14 protein-coding genes are annotated in these 16409 nt (G+C 36.4%); 4 read left to right on the plus strand and 10 right to left on the minus strand.

Annotated features, from left to right (window positions below; translation table 11 throughout):
* Nucleotides 1-10: 10 nt before the first annotated feature.
* The 8 genes from Mia14_RS02715 to Mia14_RS02750 all read right to left on the minus strand — a co-directional run bounded on the left by Mia14_RS02715 (nucleotide 11) and on the right by Mia14_RS02750 (nucleotide 9028).
* On the minus strand, nucleotides 11-1381 hold the full coding sequence (locus Mia14_RS02715) for a dihydrolipoyl dehydrogenase family protein (protein WP_088820134.1): 1371 nt from the start codon (nucleotides 1379-1381) through the stop codon (nucleotides 11-13).
* A gap of 19 nt (nucleotides 1382-1400) precedes the next feature.
* Complete coding sequence (locus Mia14_RS02720; protein ID WP_088820135.1) at nucleotides 1401-2687, minus strand: dihydrolipoamide acetyltransferase family protein; 1287 nt, start codon at nucleotides 2685-2687, stop codon at nucleotides 1401-1403.
* Between the two features lie 18 nt (nucleotides 2688-2705).
* Nucleotides 2706-3671: an alpha-ketoacid dehydrogenase subunit beta gene (locus Mia14_RS02725; RefSeq protein ID WP_420835677.1), complete on the minus strand. Its 966-nt coding sequence runs from the start codon at nucleotides 3669-3671 to the stop codon at nucleotides 2706-2708.
* Nucleotides 3672-3690: 19 nt separating this feature from the next.
* Nucleotides 3691-4764, minus strand: a complete 1074-nt coding sequence (locus Mia14_RS02730) for a thiamine pyrophosphate-dependent dehydrogenase E1 component subunit alpha (RefSeq protein WP_088820136.1) — start codon at nucleotides 4762-4764, stop codon at nucleotides 3691-3693.
* 136 nt (nucleotides 4765-4900) lie between these two features.
* Nucleotides 4901-5713 (minus strand): DedA family protein, encoded by an 813-nt coding sequence (locus Mia14_RS02735; protein ID WP_088820137.1) that lies wholly within the window; start codon nucleotides 5711-5713, stop codon nucleotides 4901-4903.
* Between the two features lie 434 nt (nucleotides 5714-6147).
* Nucleotides 6148-6435: a hypothetical protein gene (locus Mia14_RS02740; protein ID WP_088820138.1), complete on the minus strand. Its 288-nt coding sequence runs from the start codon at nucleotides 6433-6435 to the stop codon at nucleotides 6148-6150.
* A 387-nt stretch (nucleotides 6436-6822) separates the two neighbouring features.
* Nucleotides 6823-7848, minus strand: coding sequence for a glycosyltransferase family A protein (locus Mia14_RS02745; protein WP_088820139.1), 1026 nt, complete (start codon nucleotides 7846-7848; stop codon nucleotides 6823-6825).
* 31 nt (nucleotides 7849-7879) lie between these two features.
* Nucleotides 7880-9028 (minus strand): glycosyltransferase, encoded by a 1149-nt coding sequence (locus Mia14_RS02750; RefSeq protein WP_088820140.1) that lies wholly within the window; start codon nucleotides 9026-9028, stop codon nucleotides 7880-7882.
* Nucleotides 9029-9148: 120 nt separating this feature from the next.
* Between Mia14_RS02750 and Mia14_RS02755 the strand changes: the two genes are divergently transcribed.
* Together Mia14_RS02755 and Mia14_RS02760 are read left to right on the plus strand one after the other, a co-directional pair.
* Nucleotides 9149-11461, plus strand: a complete 2313-nt coding sequence (locus tag Mia14_RS02755; protein WP_124216889.1) for a hypothetical protein — start codon at nucleotides 9149-9151, stop codon at nucleotides 11459-11461.
* A gap of 44 nt (nucleotides 11462-11505) precedes the next feature.
* A complete protein-coding gene (locus Mia14_RS02760) occupies nucleotides 11506-12615 on the plus strand; it encodes a glycosyltransferase family 4 protein (protein ID WP_088820142.1) in 1110 nt (369 codons plus the stop codon).
* 146 nt (nucleotides 12616-12761) lie between these two features.
* Here Mia14_RS02760 and Mia14_RS02765 read toward each other — a convergent pair whose 3' ends face one another.
* The gene (locus tag Mia14_RS02765) at nucleotides 12762-13109 is read right to left on the minus strand and encodes a hypothetical protein (RefSeq protein ID WP_088820143.1); all 348 of its coding nucleotides are present in this window, start codon (nucleotides 13107-13109) and stop codon (nucleotides 12762-12764) included.
* A 190-nt stretch (nucleotides 13110-13299) separates the two neighbouring features.
* Between Mia14_RS02765 and Mia14_RS02770 the strand changes: the two genes are divergently transcribed.
* Nucleotides 13300-14076, plus strand: coding sequence for a glycosyltransferase family 2 protein (locus Mia14_RS02770; protein ID WP_088820144.1), 777 nt, complete (start codon nucleotides 13300-13302; stop codon nucleotides 14074-14076).
* 125 nt (nucleotides 14077-14201) lie between these two features.
* Here Mia14_RS02770 and Mia14_RS02775 read toward each other — a convergent pair whose 3' ends face one another.
* Nucleotides 14202-15122 (minus strand): hypothetical protein, encoded by a 921-nt coding sequence (locus Mia14_RS02775; RefSeq protein WP_232780205.1) that lies wholly within the window; start codon nucleotides 15120-15122, stop codon nucleotides 14202-14204.
* A 494-nt stretch (nucleotides 15123-15616) separates the two neighbouring features.
* Here Mia14_RS02775 and Mia14_RS02780 point away from each other — a divergent pair, with 494 nt between their 5' ends.
* Nucleotides 15617-16345: a hypothetical protein gene (locus Mia14_RS02780; protein ID WP_088820146.1), complete on the plus strand. Its 729-nt coding sequence runs from the start codon at nucleotides 15617-15619 to the stop codon at nucleotides 16343-16345.
* Nucleotides 16346-16409: the final 64 nt, after the last annotated feature.

Genomic DNA, 16409 nt, shown 5'->3' on the forward strand with positions numbered 1-16409 from the left:
TCAGGGAGCTTCATTTCGGAGGGGCGACATAGAAATCGATCGGCCTTCCCAATGCCCCTTCCGCCGCCTCCTCGAGCCCTTCGCTCATCGTTGGATGCGGGTGTATCGTATCCGCTATGTCCTCAAGCATGGCGCTCATTTCTATTGCCAATGTCGCTTCGCCTATCACCACATCCGCGTTCTGCCCTACGATTCCTACACCTTTTACCACACCGTTCTCGTCGTATGCGATCTTTGTAAACCCTTCGGTGGCGTCATCCGCTATGGCCCTTCCGGATGCGGAGAACGGGAACTTTATCGTTTTTATCCCGTCTCCCGAAAGCTTGCCAACAACCGCAATCTCCGGATCCGAGAGTATCGTCTCAGGCACTACGACATTGTCGAACTCGGAGTTCAATCCGGATGCGGATTCCCCTGCAATAACTCCCTGCCTGAGCGCTTTTGTCGCCGACATCGGCTGCCCGACTATATCGCCCGAGGCATAGATGTTTGGATCGGTTGTCTGCAGATGGCTGTCAACTTTTATGTAGCCCTTTTCGTTGAGCTGCACCTTTGTGTTGTCCAATCCAAGCCCTTCAGTGTAAGGCACGCGTTCGGGCGACAGGGCGATTATGTCCGCTGTAATCTCCTTTCCGCTTTCAAGTGTTATCTTTCCATCGGAATACGACTTAATCGGATCCTTCTCGTATACTTCGACACCCATGTCCGCAAGCTTCTTCTTGGGCACTGCGATCAGCTCCTGGTCAATCCTTGAGAAGATTCCTTTCTCAGATATCACATATACTTTTGAACCGAGCTTCGCGAACATTGAGCTGAATTCTATAGCGGCATAATCGTCATTCACTATTGCGACGCTCTTCGGTATATAGTCCAAGGAAAGCACTGACTTATGGTCAAGGACTTTCACTCCGTCGACCTTTAATTTTTCAGGCTGCTCGAGCTTTGTGCCAGTGGCTATTATCGCTTTCTTGAAGTTGAGGGTTACCCCATCGCTAAGCTGCAATGAATTTGATGAAAGGAAGGACCCCATAGCGTTGAACACCTCAATCCCGTGCATTTTGCACAATGACTCGACTCCGGAGGACAGCTTCTTTGAAACTCCCATCCTGTATTCGTGGGCTTTCTTGAAGTCTATCTGTGGACTTCCCGTTATCCCAAGGTCCTTGTTTCCTTTCGCGTACTGGAATTTGTCCGCGATGTTTATCATTGTTGCCGCGGGTATGCATGTATAGTTCAAGCAGCTTCCTCCAAGCTTGTCAGCTTCTACAAGGGCAACGCTCTTTCCGAGTTCCGCTGCCCTTATCGCCGCAGTATATCCTCCTGCTCCTCCTCCTATTACTACTACATCCACTTCTTCAGGTAAAGATCCTACTACTCCCATAATTACACCAATCTATAAATTAATCCCCCATTTCAAGGAACTCCGGATCCTCTATATAGCCTTTCAGCTCGTTCCCGAACTTTACGGCCTCTGCCCCATCGACTACCCTGTGGTCGAATGTCAGTGTGAAAGGAAGTATCTTCCTTATCTCGACCTTTCCATCAACCGCTACTGGCATGTCCTTCATCATGCTGAAAGCGAGTATTGCTACGTCGGGAGGGTTTATCATAGGGATCCCTATGAATCCGCCGCCCAAGCTGCCCGCGTTCGTTATGGTGAACGAGGAATCCTTCATGTCATCCAATGTTATCGTGTTGGCATAAAGCTTGTCCCTGAGGTCCGCTAGATCCCTTGCTATCTGGACTATGCTTTTCTTGTCGGCATCCTTTATCACGATAACCTTCAATCCGTCCTTTGTCTCCGCACCGAGCCCTATATTGTAATAGTGCTTCACCAGTATCTCCCTGTTTACCGGGTCGTAGCTTGCATTGAAGTGGGGGTTGTCCTTCAATGCGGCTACTGTAGCCTTAATCAATATTGGCAGGAATGTCAGCTTTATGTTGAACTGCTTCAGGAACTTGTCCTTCGCTTCGGAGACGATCCTGTTAAGCTCGCTCGCATCTATAAGGTCTATGTGCGATGCCCTTGGTATGGTCCATGACGCCTCCATGTTCTTGGCGATTGCCTTTCTCACCGGGGATAAAGGCACATGCTCGATCTCCTCTCCATGCTTCTCCGCAAGAATCTCAGGATGCCTTGGCTTCTTCAATACGTCGGATGTCTCCTTCGCTGCATCCCTTACATCGACTTCCATTATCCTTCCGTTAGGGCCGGTACCTTTTATCTGTGCAAGGTCGACTTTCAGCTGCTCCGCGAGCTTCCTCACGAATGGAGTAGTCAATATTTCGGGATGTGGTGCACCTTGTTGGGTTGGGGAGGATGCGGGCTTGGTCTCAGCTTGGGGCTTTGCCGGTGCTCCAGCACTTGCTTCTTGAGTCTTGTTTTGCTCCTGTGCTTTTGGTGCACTTGGCTGAGGAGCTGCCGCTCCTGCACTAGGCGCATTCTTAAGCTCATCAGGAGTGCCGACATATGCGAGTATGTCCCCTACCTTTATGTCAGTGTTCTCCTTTGCGACAACCTTTACCGTGCCCCCTTTTATCGAGGGTATATTGACAACTGCTTTGTCTGTTTCAACCTGCATTAATGGCTGGTCCTCCTTTACTTGGTCCCCATCCTTTACAAGTATCTTCTGAATATGCCCTTCTGTTATACCTTCTCCTACATCTGCAAATTTGACTGTCTCCATTTTTACCACTTAAAAAATTTATGCTGAAAGCAAACTATCAATCGCTTGTGAAACCCTCTTCTCATTTGGAATCCAGTAATTCTCGTATCCCGCAAACGGTATAGGCGTGTGGAATCCTGCGACACGTAGTATAGGCGCTTTGAGTTCAAACATCGCCTTCTCTGCTATCACAGCTGACACCTCCGCACCTACACTGAATGATTTCTGGTCCTCATGCACTATAAGCGCTCTGCCTGTCCTCTTGACGCTGTCCAGTATTGTCTTCTCATCCAACGGGTTTATCGTCCTAAGGTCTATCACATCAGCGGAAACCTTCTTGTCTTTCACCGCATTCTGGACTACTGGTGACATTGTACCATAGGTTATTATAGTAATGTCGTCTCCGTGGTTGACAACGTTTGCCTTTCCTATTGGGACCTCGTAACTGTCTTCCGGCACCTCCTGCTTGAACATCCTGTAAAGCTTCGTAGGCTCTATGAATACAACAGGATCGTTTAAGTGGGAAGCCGATATAAGAAGCCCTTTTGCGTCATATGGTGTCGATGCCTCTATAACAACCAATGATCCTATATGTGAGAACAACGCTTCCGGGCTTTCAGAATGTATCTCGGGTCCTCCAACCCCACCGCTTGCGGGGAACCTTATAACCATAGGTATGGGCATCTTTGACCTTGTCCTTGTCCTGAACCTCGCCGCATGATGCATTATCTGAGAGAACGCCTGGTATGAAAATCCACCGAACTGTATTTCGGGGAACGGGTGCATCCCTCCCAATGCCATACCAACTGCAGTGCCTATTATGGAATTTTCAGCCAAAGGCGTGTTCATTACCCTTGTGGGCCCGTATTTGTCTAGCAGCCCATCGGTCACCCTGAATACCCCTCCGTCCTTTGCTACATCCTCTCCCATTATTACTATATCCTCGTTTTCGGCGAGGCAAAGATCCAATGCATTATTCAACGCAGAAATCATATTCGCCATCATTTTATCCACCTATTAAAATTCACTGCCAGAAATTATTCTTGACTGCTTCGTCCTCCTCCTCTTTCAATGAATCAGGCATAAAGCTCAATGCGGTCTCGAATATGGACTTTGGATCCGGCTTGAATTCCTTGATCTTGTCCATGGCATCGTCAAGAAGCTTGTTGTGCTCTTCCTTCATCTTCGCTTCCATGTCATCGTTCCAAAGCTTCTTCGAAACAAGGTACTTCTTCATCCTTGTTATAGGATCTTTGGGCTTCCAAGGGTCAACTTCGGATTCCGGCCTGTACTTGGTTGGGTCGTCTGCCGTAGTGTGCATTCCCATCCTGTATGTCAATGCCTCTATTATGTATGGCCTGCCGCCTTTCTTTATGCTGTCAATCGCATCTTTCGTCGCCTTGTATACCGCAAGGACATCGTTTCCGTCAACCTGTATCGTGTCCATCCCAACTGCGAATGCTTTCTGCGCCAGTGTCTCCGCAGCTGTCTGCTGGCTCCTTGGGACTGATATCGCCCATTCGTTATCCTCTATTATTGTTACCAAAGGGACTTTGTTTACGCCCGCAAAGTTCATCCCCTCGTAGAAATCGCCTTCGGATGTTCCTCCATCACCTACATAGGTAAGCACGACATTGGGCTTCTTCTTGTACTTCAATGAAAATGCGACTCCCGCAGCATGAGGTATTCCTGCACCTACCGGCGCTATCTCCGGTCCCGAATTGTTTACCGCACCGAGCTGGAATCCTTCCTCGTATCCCTTGAAGTAAAGGAATATTGAATATATTGACACCCCTTTTATTATAAGTGAAAGGTGCTGCCTGAATGTTGGTATTATCCAATCATCCTTTGTAAGAGCGTATGCACTCCCCGCTTGGGTTGCCTCTTCTCCGTAAATAGGGACTATCGTTGGCATAAGGCCCGCCCTCTGCAATGCGACAAGCTTGTCGCTCATTTCCCTGCCTAGGTTCATGTATTTATATAATTCGACAAGGTCCTTGTCCGTAAGGTCCTTGGGATATAGATCTTTGTCGATGTTTCCATTCTCATCCATAACTTGGATGTATTTAACAGACCCATTAAAAACCGTTTTCTCCATTTTTCCCACCGATATGTTTTTAAATTAAAAAAATATAAACGTTCCCTTTTATATGATTCTTTGGCTATGCATTCGATTTCCGTCTATCAAATGCCAAAAATAGTGCCTTGTTTTGCATGTAGCTATTGCAAGCTTTTTACCCTTGGATGGCTGAAGATTCCTTATCCTGGTTGTGCAATGCTTTCACAAGGATTGCATATGCAAGTATCAACGAACTTGCTATTGCTATCAAGTATAGTATTGAACGGAATTCCACGTCAAAAGAGGGCAGGAACACGTTGATGCCCTCATACCCTATGTAGACAAGTATTGCAAATCTCAGCGAGAATCCAACGGCATTCGTGATGAAGAACTTGAGAGAATTCATCTTCAGGGTCCCTGCTGCAAGCGAAGTTACATTCTTGAAGTACGGGACGAATGTGGCAATGAATATGGAGGCTATTCCGTGGTTGCTTATCCAGTCATCAGCAACTGAAATGTCCCTTTCCGTAATGCCGACATGTAAAAGCACCTTTAGAAGGAGAGGCCTTCCTGCAAATCTGCCTCCGAAATACTCGATTGCGGTAAGGAACATCATCGCAAGCACCGCAACAATGAATACCAAATAAACGTTAAAGTAGTTCAGGGATGCCAAATACCCATAGAACGGCACTAATAGGTAATCGGGAGGAGGAGCAAATGCTATGATCAGGAATATACCCAAATATCCGAGGTAATAGAACGGGCTGAATACCTTCACTTCGCTGCTGTAGTAATCCTTGTAGTTGAAATAATGAAAGTATCCGTTGGTTATTCCAAGGGCGGAGATCACGATGCCAATTATCGCAACAGTCGCTATATAGTAGAAGTATTTGGAAATCTTGCTGTTTACGCTTTCAATCCTTATGCGGGAAGTTCTGCTTGCCGGCAGCTTGCGTATCTTATCGGATTTTGAACTTGCTGCCGGCATTTTGCTTTACCTTTTATAATTTAATTTCATCAAAAGCATTTTGCATTTGTAGTTTAAGATTTTAAATAATATCCTTTTATCTGGTTATTTTATGTTAATTTAGCAGTAGGTACTTTTGGAAAACTTTTAATTTTTGCTTATTTTGTATTTCTGCTTGTATCCTCTTCAATAAGATGCTCAAAGTATGCTTCATTTGCAATTTCTCTAAACCATCTATTTATTCCTGTACCTAATGAACTCCCTGTATATATACCAATATTAAAATTGCTTAGTTTGAAATTGCAATTCTGTAAATACTTATAGTACAACCACGTGTCTTCGTGACCATTTATAAATGTATCATCAAATACCTACCATCAATATGTTTAATAAAATTTGCATTGATGGCAAGAAAACGCCTTGAAGGTGCCTTATTCTTATTGACTGTTTGTACATTAAATTTTTATAGAAAAACCGTTACTTTTAAGATTCAAAGTTTCAAATTTTACCTTTAATTTATTCTCAATTAATTTATAATTCCTTCTCAAATAGAAAAACAATCTAAAGATATTTATTAATCTTGGTTTTGCTAAAACCTCATAATTAGAATAAGCATTAGATTTAGGAAAGAATAATGTATCATAGTTTTCACTTTCTTTTAACTCATTTATCAATTTTGATACATCATCAATTTTGAACATGTCATCGTTTGATATTATTATCCACCTTGGATTGTATTCCATAGCCTTGCTTACTCCTGTATTTACCGAAAAGGCATAATTGAAATAGGGATTTGGTTTTTATCTGGATTCTCAGCAAATATTATATGTAATCCATCAAAAATCTACTTGCACTTTTTTGGCCATTTTCCATTTGAATTAATTGTTGGTATTACAACAATTGCATAATTGTCGGCATCTTTATTTAATTCAATTAAATTAGGCATCATTTTTGGTCGGTGTTTCATCCATTCTATTATTTCTTCTTTACTTTTAAAAAGTCATAAAATTTATTATATCTTTAAGATTATTGCTTGCATAAAGTTTGTTTAAATCTTCGTCATTCACATGTTATCAACTTAAATCAATTTTATCGACTTTTAAACTGATAGTAAATTATTTATAAATTAACTAAACTGTTAGCCCTTCTCTTTCAACTAAGATTGCTTGAGCCTTTGACTTGCTTATCCTATTCAATATAATCAGTATTATAAATAAATCTAGTTTACCGCAATAGATTAAATAGGGTATGGAGAAATTTTTAACATAATCCATTAGTTTGCTAATTTTTATATCTTTTGAATTTAGAACTCTATAATCTAATTCATTTCTTATAGCACGTGAATACAAAGCTTTTAAAGCAATTTTTTGATTTGTTTTCAGTAAGAAATCCTTAAATAAAACATGATACATTTTATACTCTCTATCGTAATGCCCATTCCTTCCAAAAGGATTTGACCTTGAAGTATTATTTTTGTGTATCCTGTAATTTGTTAATTTTAAATTATCGCATAGAATTTTGCCTTTAATCGACATTGCGAGATATCCAAAAAAATCATCAGGATCAGTAATAATCTTTTTAATATAATCTATATTATTTATGGAAATTTGCCTTTTTATACTGACACAACTTAAATTGAAATAATATCCGAATAGAACAAACTTATAAATATACCTTTTACTTGAAGTAGGTATGAACCTCTTTATGTTTATATTGGGCATTTTAAGTGGTTTGTTATATTTATCTTCATAATTTACCTTAAAATCATTATGATAATATACTAAATCTTTATATTTTGAAAACATTTCACTTACCACTTTAAGTTTTCTTCTTTCAAATGTATCGTCATCATCTAAGAAAGATATTATTTCTCCTTTTGAATGAATGATTCCCAATGCTAAAAATTGCCCTACAGAACCTTCTTTTTTATATATAATTTTAATTCCTTTGCTAATCCATTCTTTATCAAATTCTGTAATAAAATTCTTTACTATAATTATCTCATAATTATGTTTTGGGAAATTTTGATTTAAAACAGATTGCACTGCATATTTAAGAAATTGCTTTCTATTATAAGCAGTTATAATTATTGATATGATTGGATTATTCTTATTTTGCTCTTTTAATTTTATTATTGAATTAGGGGTTTTTTCCATTTTTTAACACCTTTTTATAAATTCTAAATTTCTATTTTATATTAGTCTTTTTATATTCCAAGTATTTATTTATTATTTTCAAATATTGTTTTTTGAAATTTTCATAGCTAAATCCTTGGCTATGCTTCCATGCATTGTAGCTTATCTGCTTATAATTTTTCTTTATTTTGTTTATTAACTCTGGAATCTCATTTATATCCTTAAACAAATATCCATTATATCCATCTTTTACTAATTCATCCATTGCAGTTCCTTTTCTTACTAAGACAGGGAGGCTGTGAGCTTCTGCCTCAATAAGGGGCATCCCAAAACCCTCATGATGGGAATTGCTTATGTATATAGTAGCTGGATTTAGCTCATTCTCAAAGTCATCAATTTTACTTGATAAGGTCGCATAATTATTTACGTTAAATCTAAGGGCTTCTCTATATTCGTCTTTGAATTCTCTTGTTTGATAATTATCTCCAAATATTCTTATTGGGATTTTGTATTGGTTGCAAGCTCTCACCAACTCTGGGATCCCTTTGTTTAAAGCATACCTTCCCCAACTTATTAAATGGATCGGCTTTGTATACCTTTCTTGGTAAGGTAACTTATATTTATGGAATAATGGCAAAATATAGATATTATTTGACTTAAAGCCCAAATCAGCAATGCTCTGCTTTATAAACTGACTTTGTACTATAACAAAAGGATTCATATCTAATATAGATTGAAGCATTGTTTTGGAGTATATATTAAATTCTGAATTATATCCTAAATATGGATAGGTTATACCATGATAAAATAGTATATCTCTTTCATGGAAATACCTAAATAATGTGTAAAAAGCGCCATAATGCCATATTCTTATATCTGCCTTTTCTATTAAATTTCTAGCTACGTTTGGCTTATATTCTTTTTTAGCGTTTAAGTATTCTTTTAACCACTTAGTTTTATTGTCTAATCGTATAAATCTACTGATAAGGTATGGTATTCCGGATATATAAGATGATTTATTATAATCTGCAGATGCCCAAACAGGGATCCCTTTATATTCACTAAATAAATCTGCTATTAAGGAACTGCTCCAGTTGTTTTCTTTATTAATTTTATCTATTGCGAGCATTATATTACTTACCGCATCACCCTTAAATATTACAGAGTGCAACTGTACAACATTTAGTTTTTTCTTATTCATAAAAAATTTACCTTATTTTAAGATTATTCTATTAATCTTTTGATTATAATAATTATTTTTAGGTTTCCTATAATTTATTAATACTTGTAGGCAATAACTTTTAAATGGCTAGTGATTATTTTGAAGATTAATTCTGAATTTGATAATATAAAGCAGAAAATACCAATCTACTTAGTGGTAATAATACTTATCACACTGTCAATAGCTCAACCAATATTTGAATTTAAAAATAGTATATTTGTACATGAAGATACCCCATTTATTGGCCTTACTTATTCATTTAATCAATATGTTAATAGTTTGTATAATAATTTTTTCATTTATAATAATTTGGATTATAGTGGGGTTATACAAAGAGGTATGATAAGTCCCTTGAATTATCTATATAGTTTGTTGGTTTTGCCTTTAGCAATTACAAATGGTATACTAGCCAATATCTTAGAAAATATAGTCTTTTTATTAATAGGTAGCTTAGGTATGTTTATATTTCTTTATAAGTTATTTGAAAAAAGTGGTTATTATATCCGTATCACAAGCAGCCTTATAGGTACATTAATATTTTTTCCTTTTATTGGTGGAGAATCATCATTCTTGCCTTTTTGTTTCTTGTTTATTTTATTGATATTAAGAAATTTTAATAATAAAACATATAAATTAAAAAATAATTCGCTTGTTCTGTTCGGATTAATTATTAGTGCCTCATTTTTATTTACGTTTGGAGGTTACAATTATTTAATTCCTGATTTTATATTATTTGTATTACTAATAATAGTCATACCTATTTTTACACAAGATAAAAGATTAAACCTATTTTTTATATTACTTTTAGCTTTTGTAATTGCATTATTGATAAATTTAATCATATTTTATGGGGCTTATTTACTATCGATAAGTAAATCAGCTAATATAAGTTATTATTCGTTCATGGGCTCGTTACCAGAACCATTTGCGACAAGTAATATCCTTTATGCGTTGCAAATATTACCTTTTTCAAATAATCCTGTAATTTTTACTCTTAAATTACTTCTATTTGCACTTTCCGTATCTGGTGTATTAATATACCTAAATAAAATAAAGCATAGTCCAAATTCTACTATAATAATCTCTTTATTGATAATCTTTATATTAATAACTTTCTTTTACAATACCATTTATAAGCCGTTTGGAGGTATCTTCAAATTTCTTATATTGAACTTTAAATCTTTATACGCAATAAGATCAGGAGATGGGTCATTTTCATATATAATGGGTTTCGTACTTAGTGTTTTCTCTTCGGCCACAATTATATTCTATAGAGACTATTTAAAAAATAGGGAATTAATTTTTACTTGGGGAATATTAATATTTATACTAATTAGTATAGGTTTATTTTATTATAATGATATAACACCTTATACAAATATCAATTATTTTTATGTTAAAATACCTAACCATGTATATTTGGTTAGCAATTACATAAATAATAAAAGCGGATATTTCAATGTAGGCATTTTACCTTCTGCTGCAGGATTTCAGTACTTAGATACTTGGTATACAGGTACCAATATATATTCTTACTTAATAAACAAACCTGTTTATACTGGAGGTTATATAGCACAATCTGAGATATTTTATCCTGTAACTAAATATCTTTATGACGATGTATCATCAGAAATAGATAATAATAAATTAAATGATAGTTATATATCACAGATTTTTGGAATCTTAGGGATAAAATATATTTTAGTCCAGGGCAATGCATTAGAAAGTAGCCCTTATGACCAAAATTATTATGATCCCTTTAACCTAAATGAGGTATATATAAATTTAAACAATACTTACAATATAAAATTTGTTAAAAGATATTCAAATACATCCATATATGAAAATTTGGATTATGTCCCACTTATCTATACTACAAATATCTATAATATAGGCAATTCTTCTGATGGTGGATTAATTAAGTCAATAACAAATCAGTCATTTGATATTAAAACTGATTCTGTATATATTACACATATTCCAGATTTTTACAATGACAGCGATACAATCAATGCAAGTAGTATACCTAATTTCAAAGAGCCAGAAATAAAGTTTAATTACAATAATCCGACTCAGATAACTGTCAAGGTAAGAAATGCAACCACGCCATTTTATCTTGTATTTAGGGAAACCTATGGAAGCCCCTGGCATGCGTATATCAATGGAAAACCTATCCCCTCAAAATACCATATTGCAGTCAATGGTTTTGCTAATGCCTGGTATATTAATAAAACAGGTAACTACACGATTACTTTGTATTACACATTGCAGACGGATGCAGATGTTGCATGGATTGTAAGCTTCGCTGCACTTTTCGCAACAATTGGGATTGGGATTTATGGCTGGAAAGAGAGTAAAAAGTCGAAGGCAAAAAGCAATAAGCGTATAATGGTAAAGGATTTAGGATTTTGATGTTTTATTTTTTATTATTCATTTAAAATCAATCAAGGTATTAAATGACGAAAATAGCTTTTGTATCTGACGTTGCATATCCCTGGGTAAAGGGAGGCATGGAGTCGATACAATATTTAGAGATGAAAAATCTTTCCGAAAAGAATGATGTTTACTGCTTCTGCCTTCAGTTTGAAAAGATGAAAAAGGAATTTGATAAAGAAGGAATACATTATATTACTGTTGCAAAGGCCTCTGTAAAAGATCTTTATACTTCTAAGGGCAGCAGGTCCATAAAACTTGCAATGAAGTTCGCAAGGGCTTTGCCTAGAGCTATTAAAGATTACAACTTTGACTTTATATATGCAAATACTTTTCCCTATCTGCATTTGAAATATGTAAAATCTTACTGCAGATCGCACAATTGCATACTTGCACTTGATGTTGCTGAGGTATGGGATTTAAAGCGCTGGAAGGGTTATCTTGGAACTTTAAAAGGCACTGCTGCATATCGCTATGCAAAAAATGCTATTCACGGTGCTGATTATTATGTAGCAAATTCGTCTGTTACCGCAAGCCAGCTGAATTCTGTTGGGATAAAGCCTAATAAAATCAAAATACTTTCTCCGGTATTAGACCTAAAAATCCGTGTCAAGAAATCAAAAAGGGATACATCTGTGGTCTATTCAGGCAGGCTAATAAAGGAAAAGAGATTGGACCTGTGGATTGATGCTGTGGCCAAGGCACATTCGCTAAATCCAAATATAAAGGGCATTATCATAGGCTCAGGTCCTGAAGAAACCCATATCCGCGATCTTGCATCTTCTTACGATTTCATAAAAATGAGAAAGCCTTATGCAACCAAATTATGGCTTTATAATGAACTTCGCAGGTCAATGTGCTTCCTGAATATGAGCGAGCGTGAGGGCTTAAGTATAACCACGATAGAAAGCGCATTCCTTGAAACTCCACCTTTGCTGCCTGATTATACCCCAATACCAGATGAGGTAAAAGAGATATCTATTGTTAAAAGTTTAAATTCTATTCCAGAAGCAATAGTAGATATAGCTTCTGGAAAAATCAATTATAAATTAGACAAAGATAAATTGAAAAAATTCGATATAACAACGATAAATCCTTTATTTGAAAGACTTATCCGTAAAAGAAAAGCTTAACAAAACTTCTAATTGCCCCAATAATCTATTTATTCTCTGATGATTTTATATTTCTTATTTATATTGTGTTTTCTAATGGACATATTTATTCCAAATATACGCTTCATGGCCTTGCTCGAAAGCTTTACCGGATCGAATACTATTAATTAAGGCACTTTGCTTGCTATGCTGTAGGCTTTCGGATCTACTTTCCTGCCAGACTTAATGGGATTGGAGTCAATATAGTTATACAATGCAAATCCACGTTCCATCAATATCTTGAAAAAAGTCTCAAATGTAACATGCCTTACTGGCATTAAAACCTTCCATGTCCTGTACCTTATATCTTCCTTGAAGTAGTCGCTAAATTTCCTGTAAAATTTAGGCTTTCCTTCAATAGGCTCAGATACATCTATAACAGGGTTTCCTTCAGATATGATTAAGTGACCCTTATCCTTTAAAACCCTATAAATTGAGTAACCAACTGATAAATAGTTATATTTGGTTACCTCCAACTTTGGACTTTTTCCTTTAATTGGCCAAAATAGCAGAATTTGAGAATCTTAAATATCATTTTAATTTGTAAATATCCCATAATATAAGGTTTTATAAGCGTCCTATACCAAATAATTGTATATATTAATGATTCATGAATTACTGACAATTTAAATTTATCAAACCTTTAAAAATAATTTAAGGATATATATGAAAACATTATATGTATATGGAACAGTTTATAATAACAGAGATATAATAGAAAAAAGTATAAGTTCATTATATCCCCTTACTAAACAGTTTAAGCTTTATTTTTCTATAATTGACAATTTTTCATCGGATGGAACTTATCAATGGCTAATATCAAATTCCAATAAATACAAAAATATGACTTTTAATATAAAGCAGGTCAAATGTAACAGAGGTAAGGGTAGATCATTGGCTTTAAATCAAATATTAAAAGTAGCTAATCCTAATTCTTTTACATTTTATATAGATTTCGATACAATATATTTGCCAAGATACCTTGATTACATAATTGATTTTGTTAGCCACAAGTACAGAAATAAAATAGGAATTGGCCATTTAAGCTTAGTAAAGTATAATTATAAGGTTGGATGGAAAAGCCTTAATTATGGTGAAGATGTCGAAAGGACAGCACATTTTAGATTAGATGGGTATAAAATAGATATGATACGGCATGAGGATTATTCGTTTGCTATTAACCAAGATAGAGGTAATTCAGCCAAAGAAAGGGAAGCTCACTATGATAAAGGATTAAGGTATTATATTAGAATATTTTTTAATGCTGTTGATATGGAAAGAGGATGGGCATTTCCGAATTTTCATGAGTTTTATAATGTATCTAAAATTAAATCTAAATCTAGGTATATAATTTTCATGCTTGCTTATTTGGTAGCCAATATTGAAGGAATTTATAGGTACTCAAAGAAAGAGAATAATTGGGATTTTTTTAGAAGACAATAATAAACAGTGTAATATATAAAAAGATAGGCAAGTCACGTGTACAAATTTACATAATATAATATTTTTTGTATACTTGAAAATAATAGAGGATAATATTTTCCAACTATAAATATTTTATACAAATTCTATCTGTGAAGATCTTTGGACCTTTCCGCAATCTTTACAGCCCTTATATATGAAAGAAATCCGATTATTATTACTGCGAATATCACCAAGAAGAACCCTATCCCAAGATCATGAAGATTGTGTATCTTAAGCGGAGTCACAATATCGTAAGTCAAAAGCCAGGGAAATTCCAAGATCAAGGAACCCGACACCATGAAAGCTAATCCCCCATAAAGGAGGACATCGGAGCTTATGGTCCTAGCGACAAAAGCTATCCCTTTTTGAGTAAGTTTCTTCGCACTTGTGAGCCATCTCCCGAATCCTGCCCCAAACAGTATCTGCATTATCATTGTGCCTATCCCGAACATGAATCCGGGGACCCACCCTACCCAAGGACTTGGCATCGCGGGCGAAAGGACTGTATATATTATCAGCGCAAATGCTCCAAATCCAAAACCTGCTATAAGGCCGTGAAGGAACGCCAATTTTGATGGGACTGCTTTCAATTGTGGTGATGAATCAGTTGTATTTAGAGGATTCAGAACATGCTCCTCTTCCAAAAGATGGGATTTGCTCCCTTTCTTATGTATGCCTACCATATAGCTAAGTTTCTCCTCTATCCAATGCCAATGGGGGTAAATCTTCTTATTCTTTATGTAAATCCCTGCCGCCAGCATAGCAAGACCGACAAATACATAGGTAATGCCAAATGCTGTAGCTGTCATGAATATTCCTGCCAGTGCGAAATAAGCGATTTCTGATAAAATTGACCTCTGAAGGGTAAACCCGCTTGAAAATATGAATCCTGCTTTCATTCCTCCTTTCGTGCTGTAGCTTCCTACAGCATAAGAGAAGGTTATCGGCCATGTGTGCTCATCGGGGGTTATCCCATGTACGAATCCTAAAAGCAGAGCGATTATTATTGCTGTGTAGAATCCCACATCGGTTGGATTCCACAGGTTTATTGCTACTATTTTAGCACCTTGTATCGACCAATCTTTTAATCAATATTTCAAATTTACCGGCAACCATCTGCAATCTTTAAGCAAGTGGATGGGAATTTCCGCTTCGCAAGATCGGATATGAAAACCGATAAACGTTTTACAATTTACAAAATAAATATAGCTAGATAAATATAAAAAGGCGGTATTAATTTTGAATATGGATAAGAACAGCATACTAAAAGAGAAAGGAAAAGAAACGATGCTAAGAAAGAAGAGTTAAAAACAAAAGTTTATTGAATAAAGATTTATAGAGTTAAGGTTTCAAACAAGAAACGTTATAGTTTTGAGAGATTATTTCTTGAAGGAAAACCGTTCAAATCCGAGGCTTTCCCGCGGGATATATGGGGCTCAATCCGTAATGGTAAGTTAGTCTGCTTTAAACATTAATTTTAAATATAATTAAGTGCTAGAGGATATTGTGGTGTGATTATTTGGTACAAAAAGAAAAACGGGTTTATTATGCATCATCGGTGGTTAAGGATCTTGATTCTGTAATGGATGATTTAAGGTACAATGTTTTTAGGAGCATATCTGCAGCAGAGGAAAAACTCGCTAAAAAGTACTCTCTTGAAATAGATGACTTCAAGGATGACGTACTGCACTTTCCTAATTCTGACATAAACAGGGACTTTTTCATAGAAGAAGACGAAACAGACGACAAAGAAGGAAATTTGGTTTGGCTGGAAAATATCAACAACTCTGTAAGTAGAGAAAAAAAGTATAGGTTTATACACGATGTGACCTTTAAATCTTTAATGGACTACAAAATAGAGCACTCCTATAATGTTACATCGACGGCCTTAATCGACCTCGATTATTCCTTGGAGGACAAACTGAAGGATTTGGACGAGAGTGAACATGTCTATATAAACAACGACATTGAAAGGCTGCTTAATAAATTTATTGGATTGCAGGAGTTGGAAGCCAATAACCTGAATGAGAAATTGAAATCGATTGACTTTGGCAATAATAGGGCGGAGGACGAGTTTCATTCGGCCTTTGACCATTACTTATATAAAATTTCTAGGTATACTCATTGCTTAGACAGGGTTTCAAAAGCACTGGATGATCCGGATGCGGGTTTGCGCGAGATTCACAACAGTATAGCAAGCGAGGTAACTTTTATGGAAAGCCTTATGAAGATCCGGTCAGACAATTAATGATCAATAGCTGGTTGCAGACTGCATGCTTTGCCACGCGGCAAATGGTTAAAGCAGACAAAAA

It is taken from the genome of Candidatus Mancarchaeum acidiphilum, from assembly GCF_002214165.1.
In the GTDB taxonomy this organism is placed as follows: Archaea; Micrarchaeota; Micrarchaeia; order Micrarchaeales; family Micrarchaeaceae; genus Mancarchaeum; species Mancarchaeum acidiphilum.

Coding starts and splice junctions, on each gene's coding strand:
- Mia14_RS02715 (WP_088820134.1), bottom strand. CDS start 1,381: ATGGGAGTAGTAGGATCTTTACCTGAAGAAGTGGATGTAGTAGTAATA.
- Mia14_RS02720 (WP_088820135.1), bottom strand. CDS start 2,687: ATGGAGACAGTCAAATTTGCAGATGTAGGAGAAGGTATAACAGAAGGG.
- Mia14_RS02725 (WP_420835677.1), bottom strand. CDS start 3,671: ATGATGGCGAATATGATTTCTGCGTTGAATAATGCATTGGATCTTTGC.
- Mia14_RS02730 (WP_088820136.1), bottom strand. CDS start 4,764: ATGGAGAAAACGGTTTTTAATGGGTCTGTTAAATACATCCAAGTTATG.
- Mia14_RS02735 (WP_088820137.1), bottom strand. CDS start 5,713: ATGCCGGCAGCAAGTTCAAAATCCGATAAGATACGCAAGCTGCCGGCA.
- Mia14_RS02740 (WP_088820138.1), bottom strand. CDS start 6,435: ATGGAATACAATCCAAGGTGGATAATAATATCAAACGATGACATGTTC.
- Mia14_RS02745 (WP_088820139.1), bottom strand. CDS start 7,848: ATGGAAAAAACCCCTAATTCAATAATAAAATTAAAAGAGCAAAATAAG.
- Mia14_RS02750 (WP_088820140.1), bottom strand. CDS start 9,028: ATGAATAAGAAAAAACTAAATGTTGTACAGTTGCACTCTGTAATATTT.
- Mia14_RS02760 (WP_088820142.1), top strand. CDS start 11,506: ATGACGAAAATAGCTTTTGTATCTGACGTTGCATATCCCTGGGTAAAG.
- Mia14_RS02770 (WP_088820144.1), top strand. CDS start 13,300: ATGAAAACATTATATGTATATGGAACAGTTTATAATAACAGAGATATA.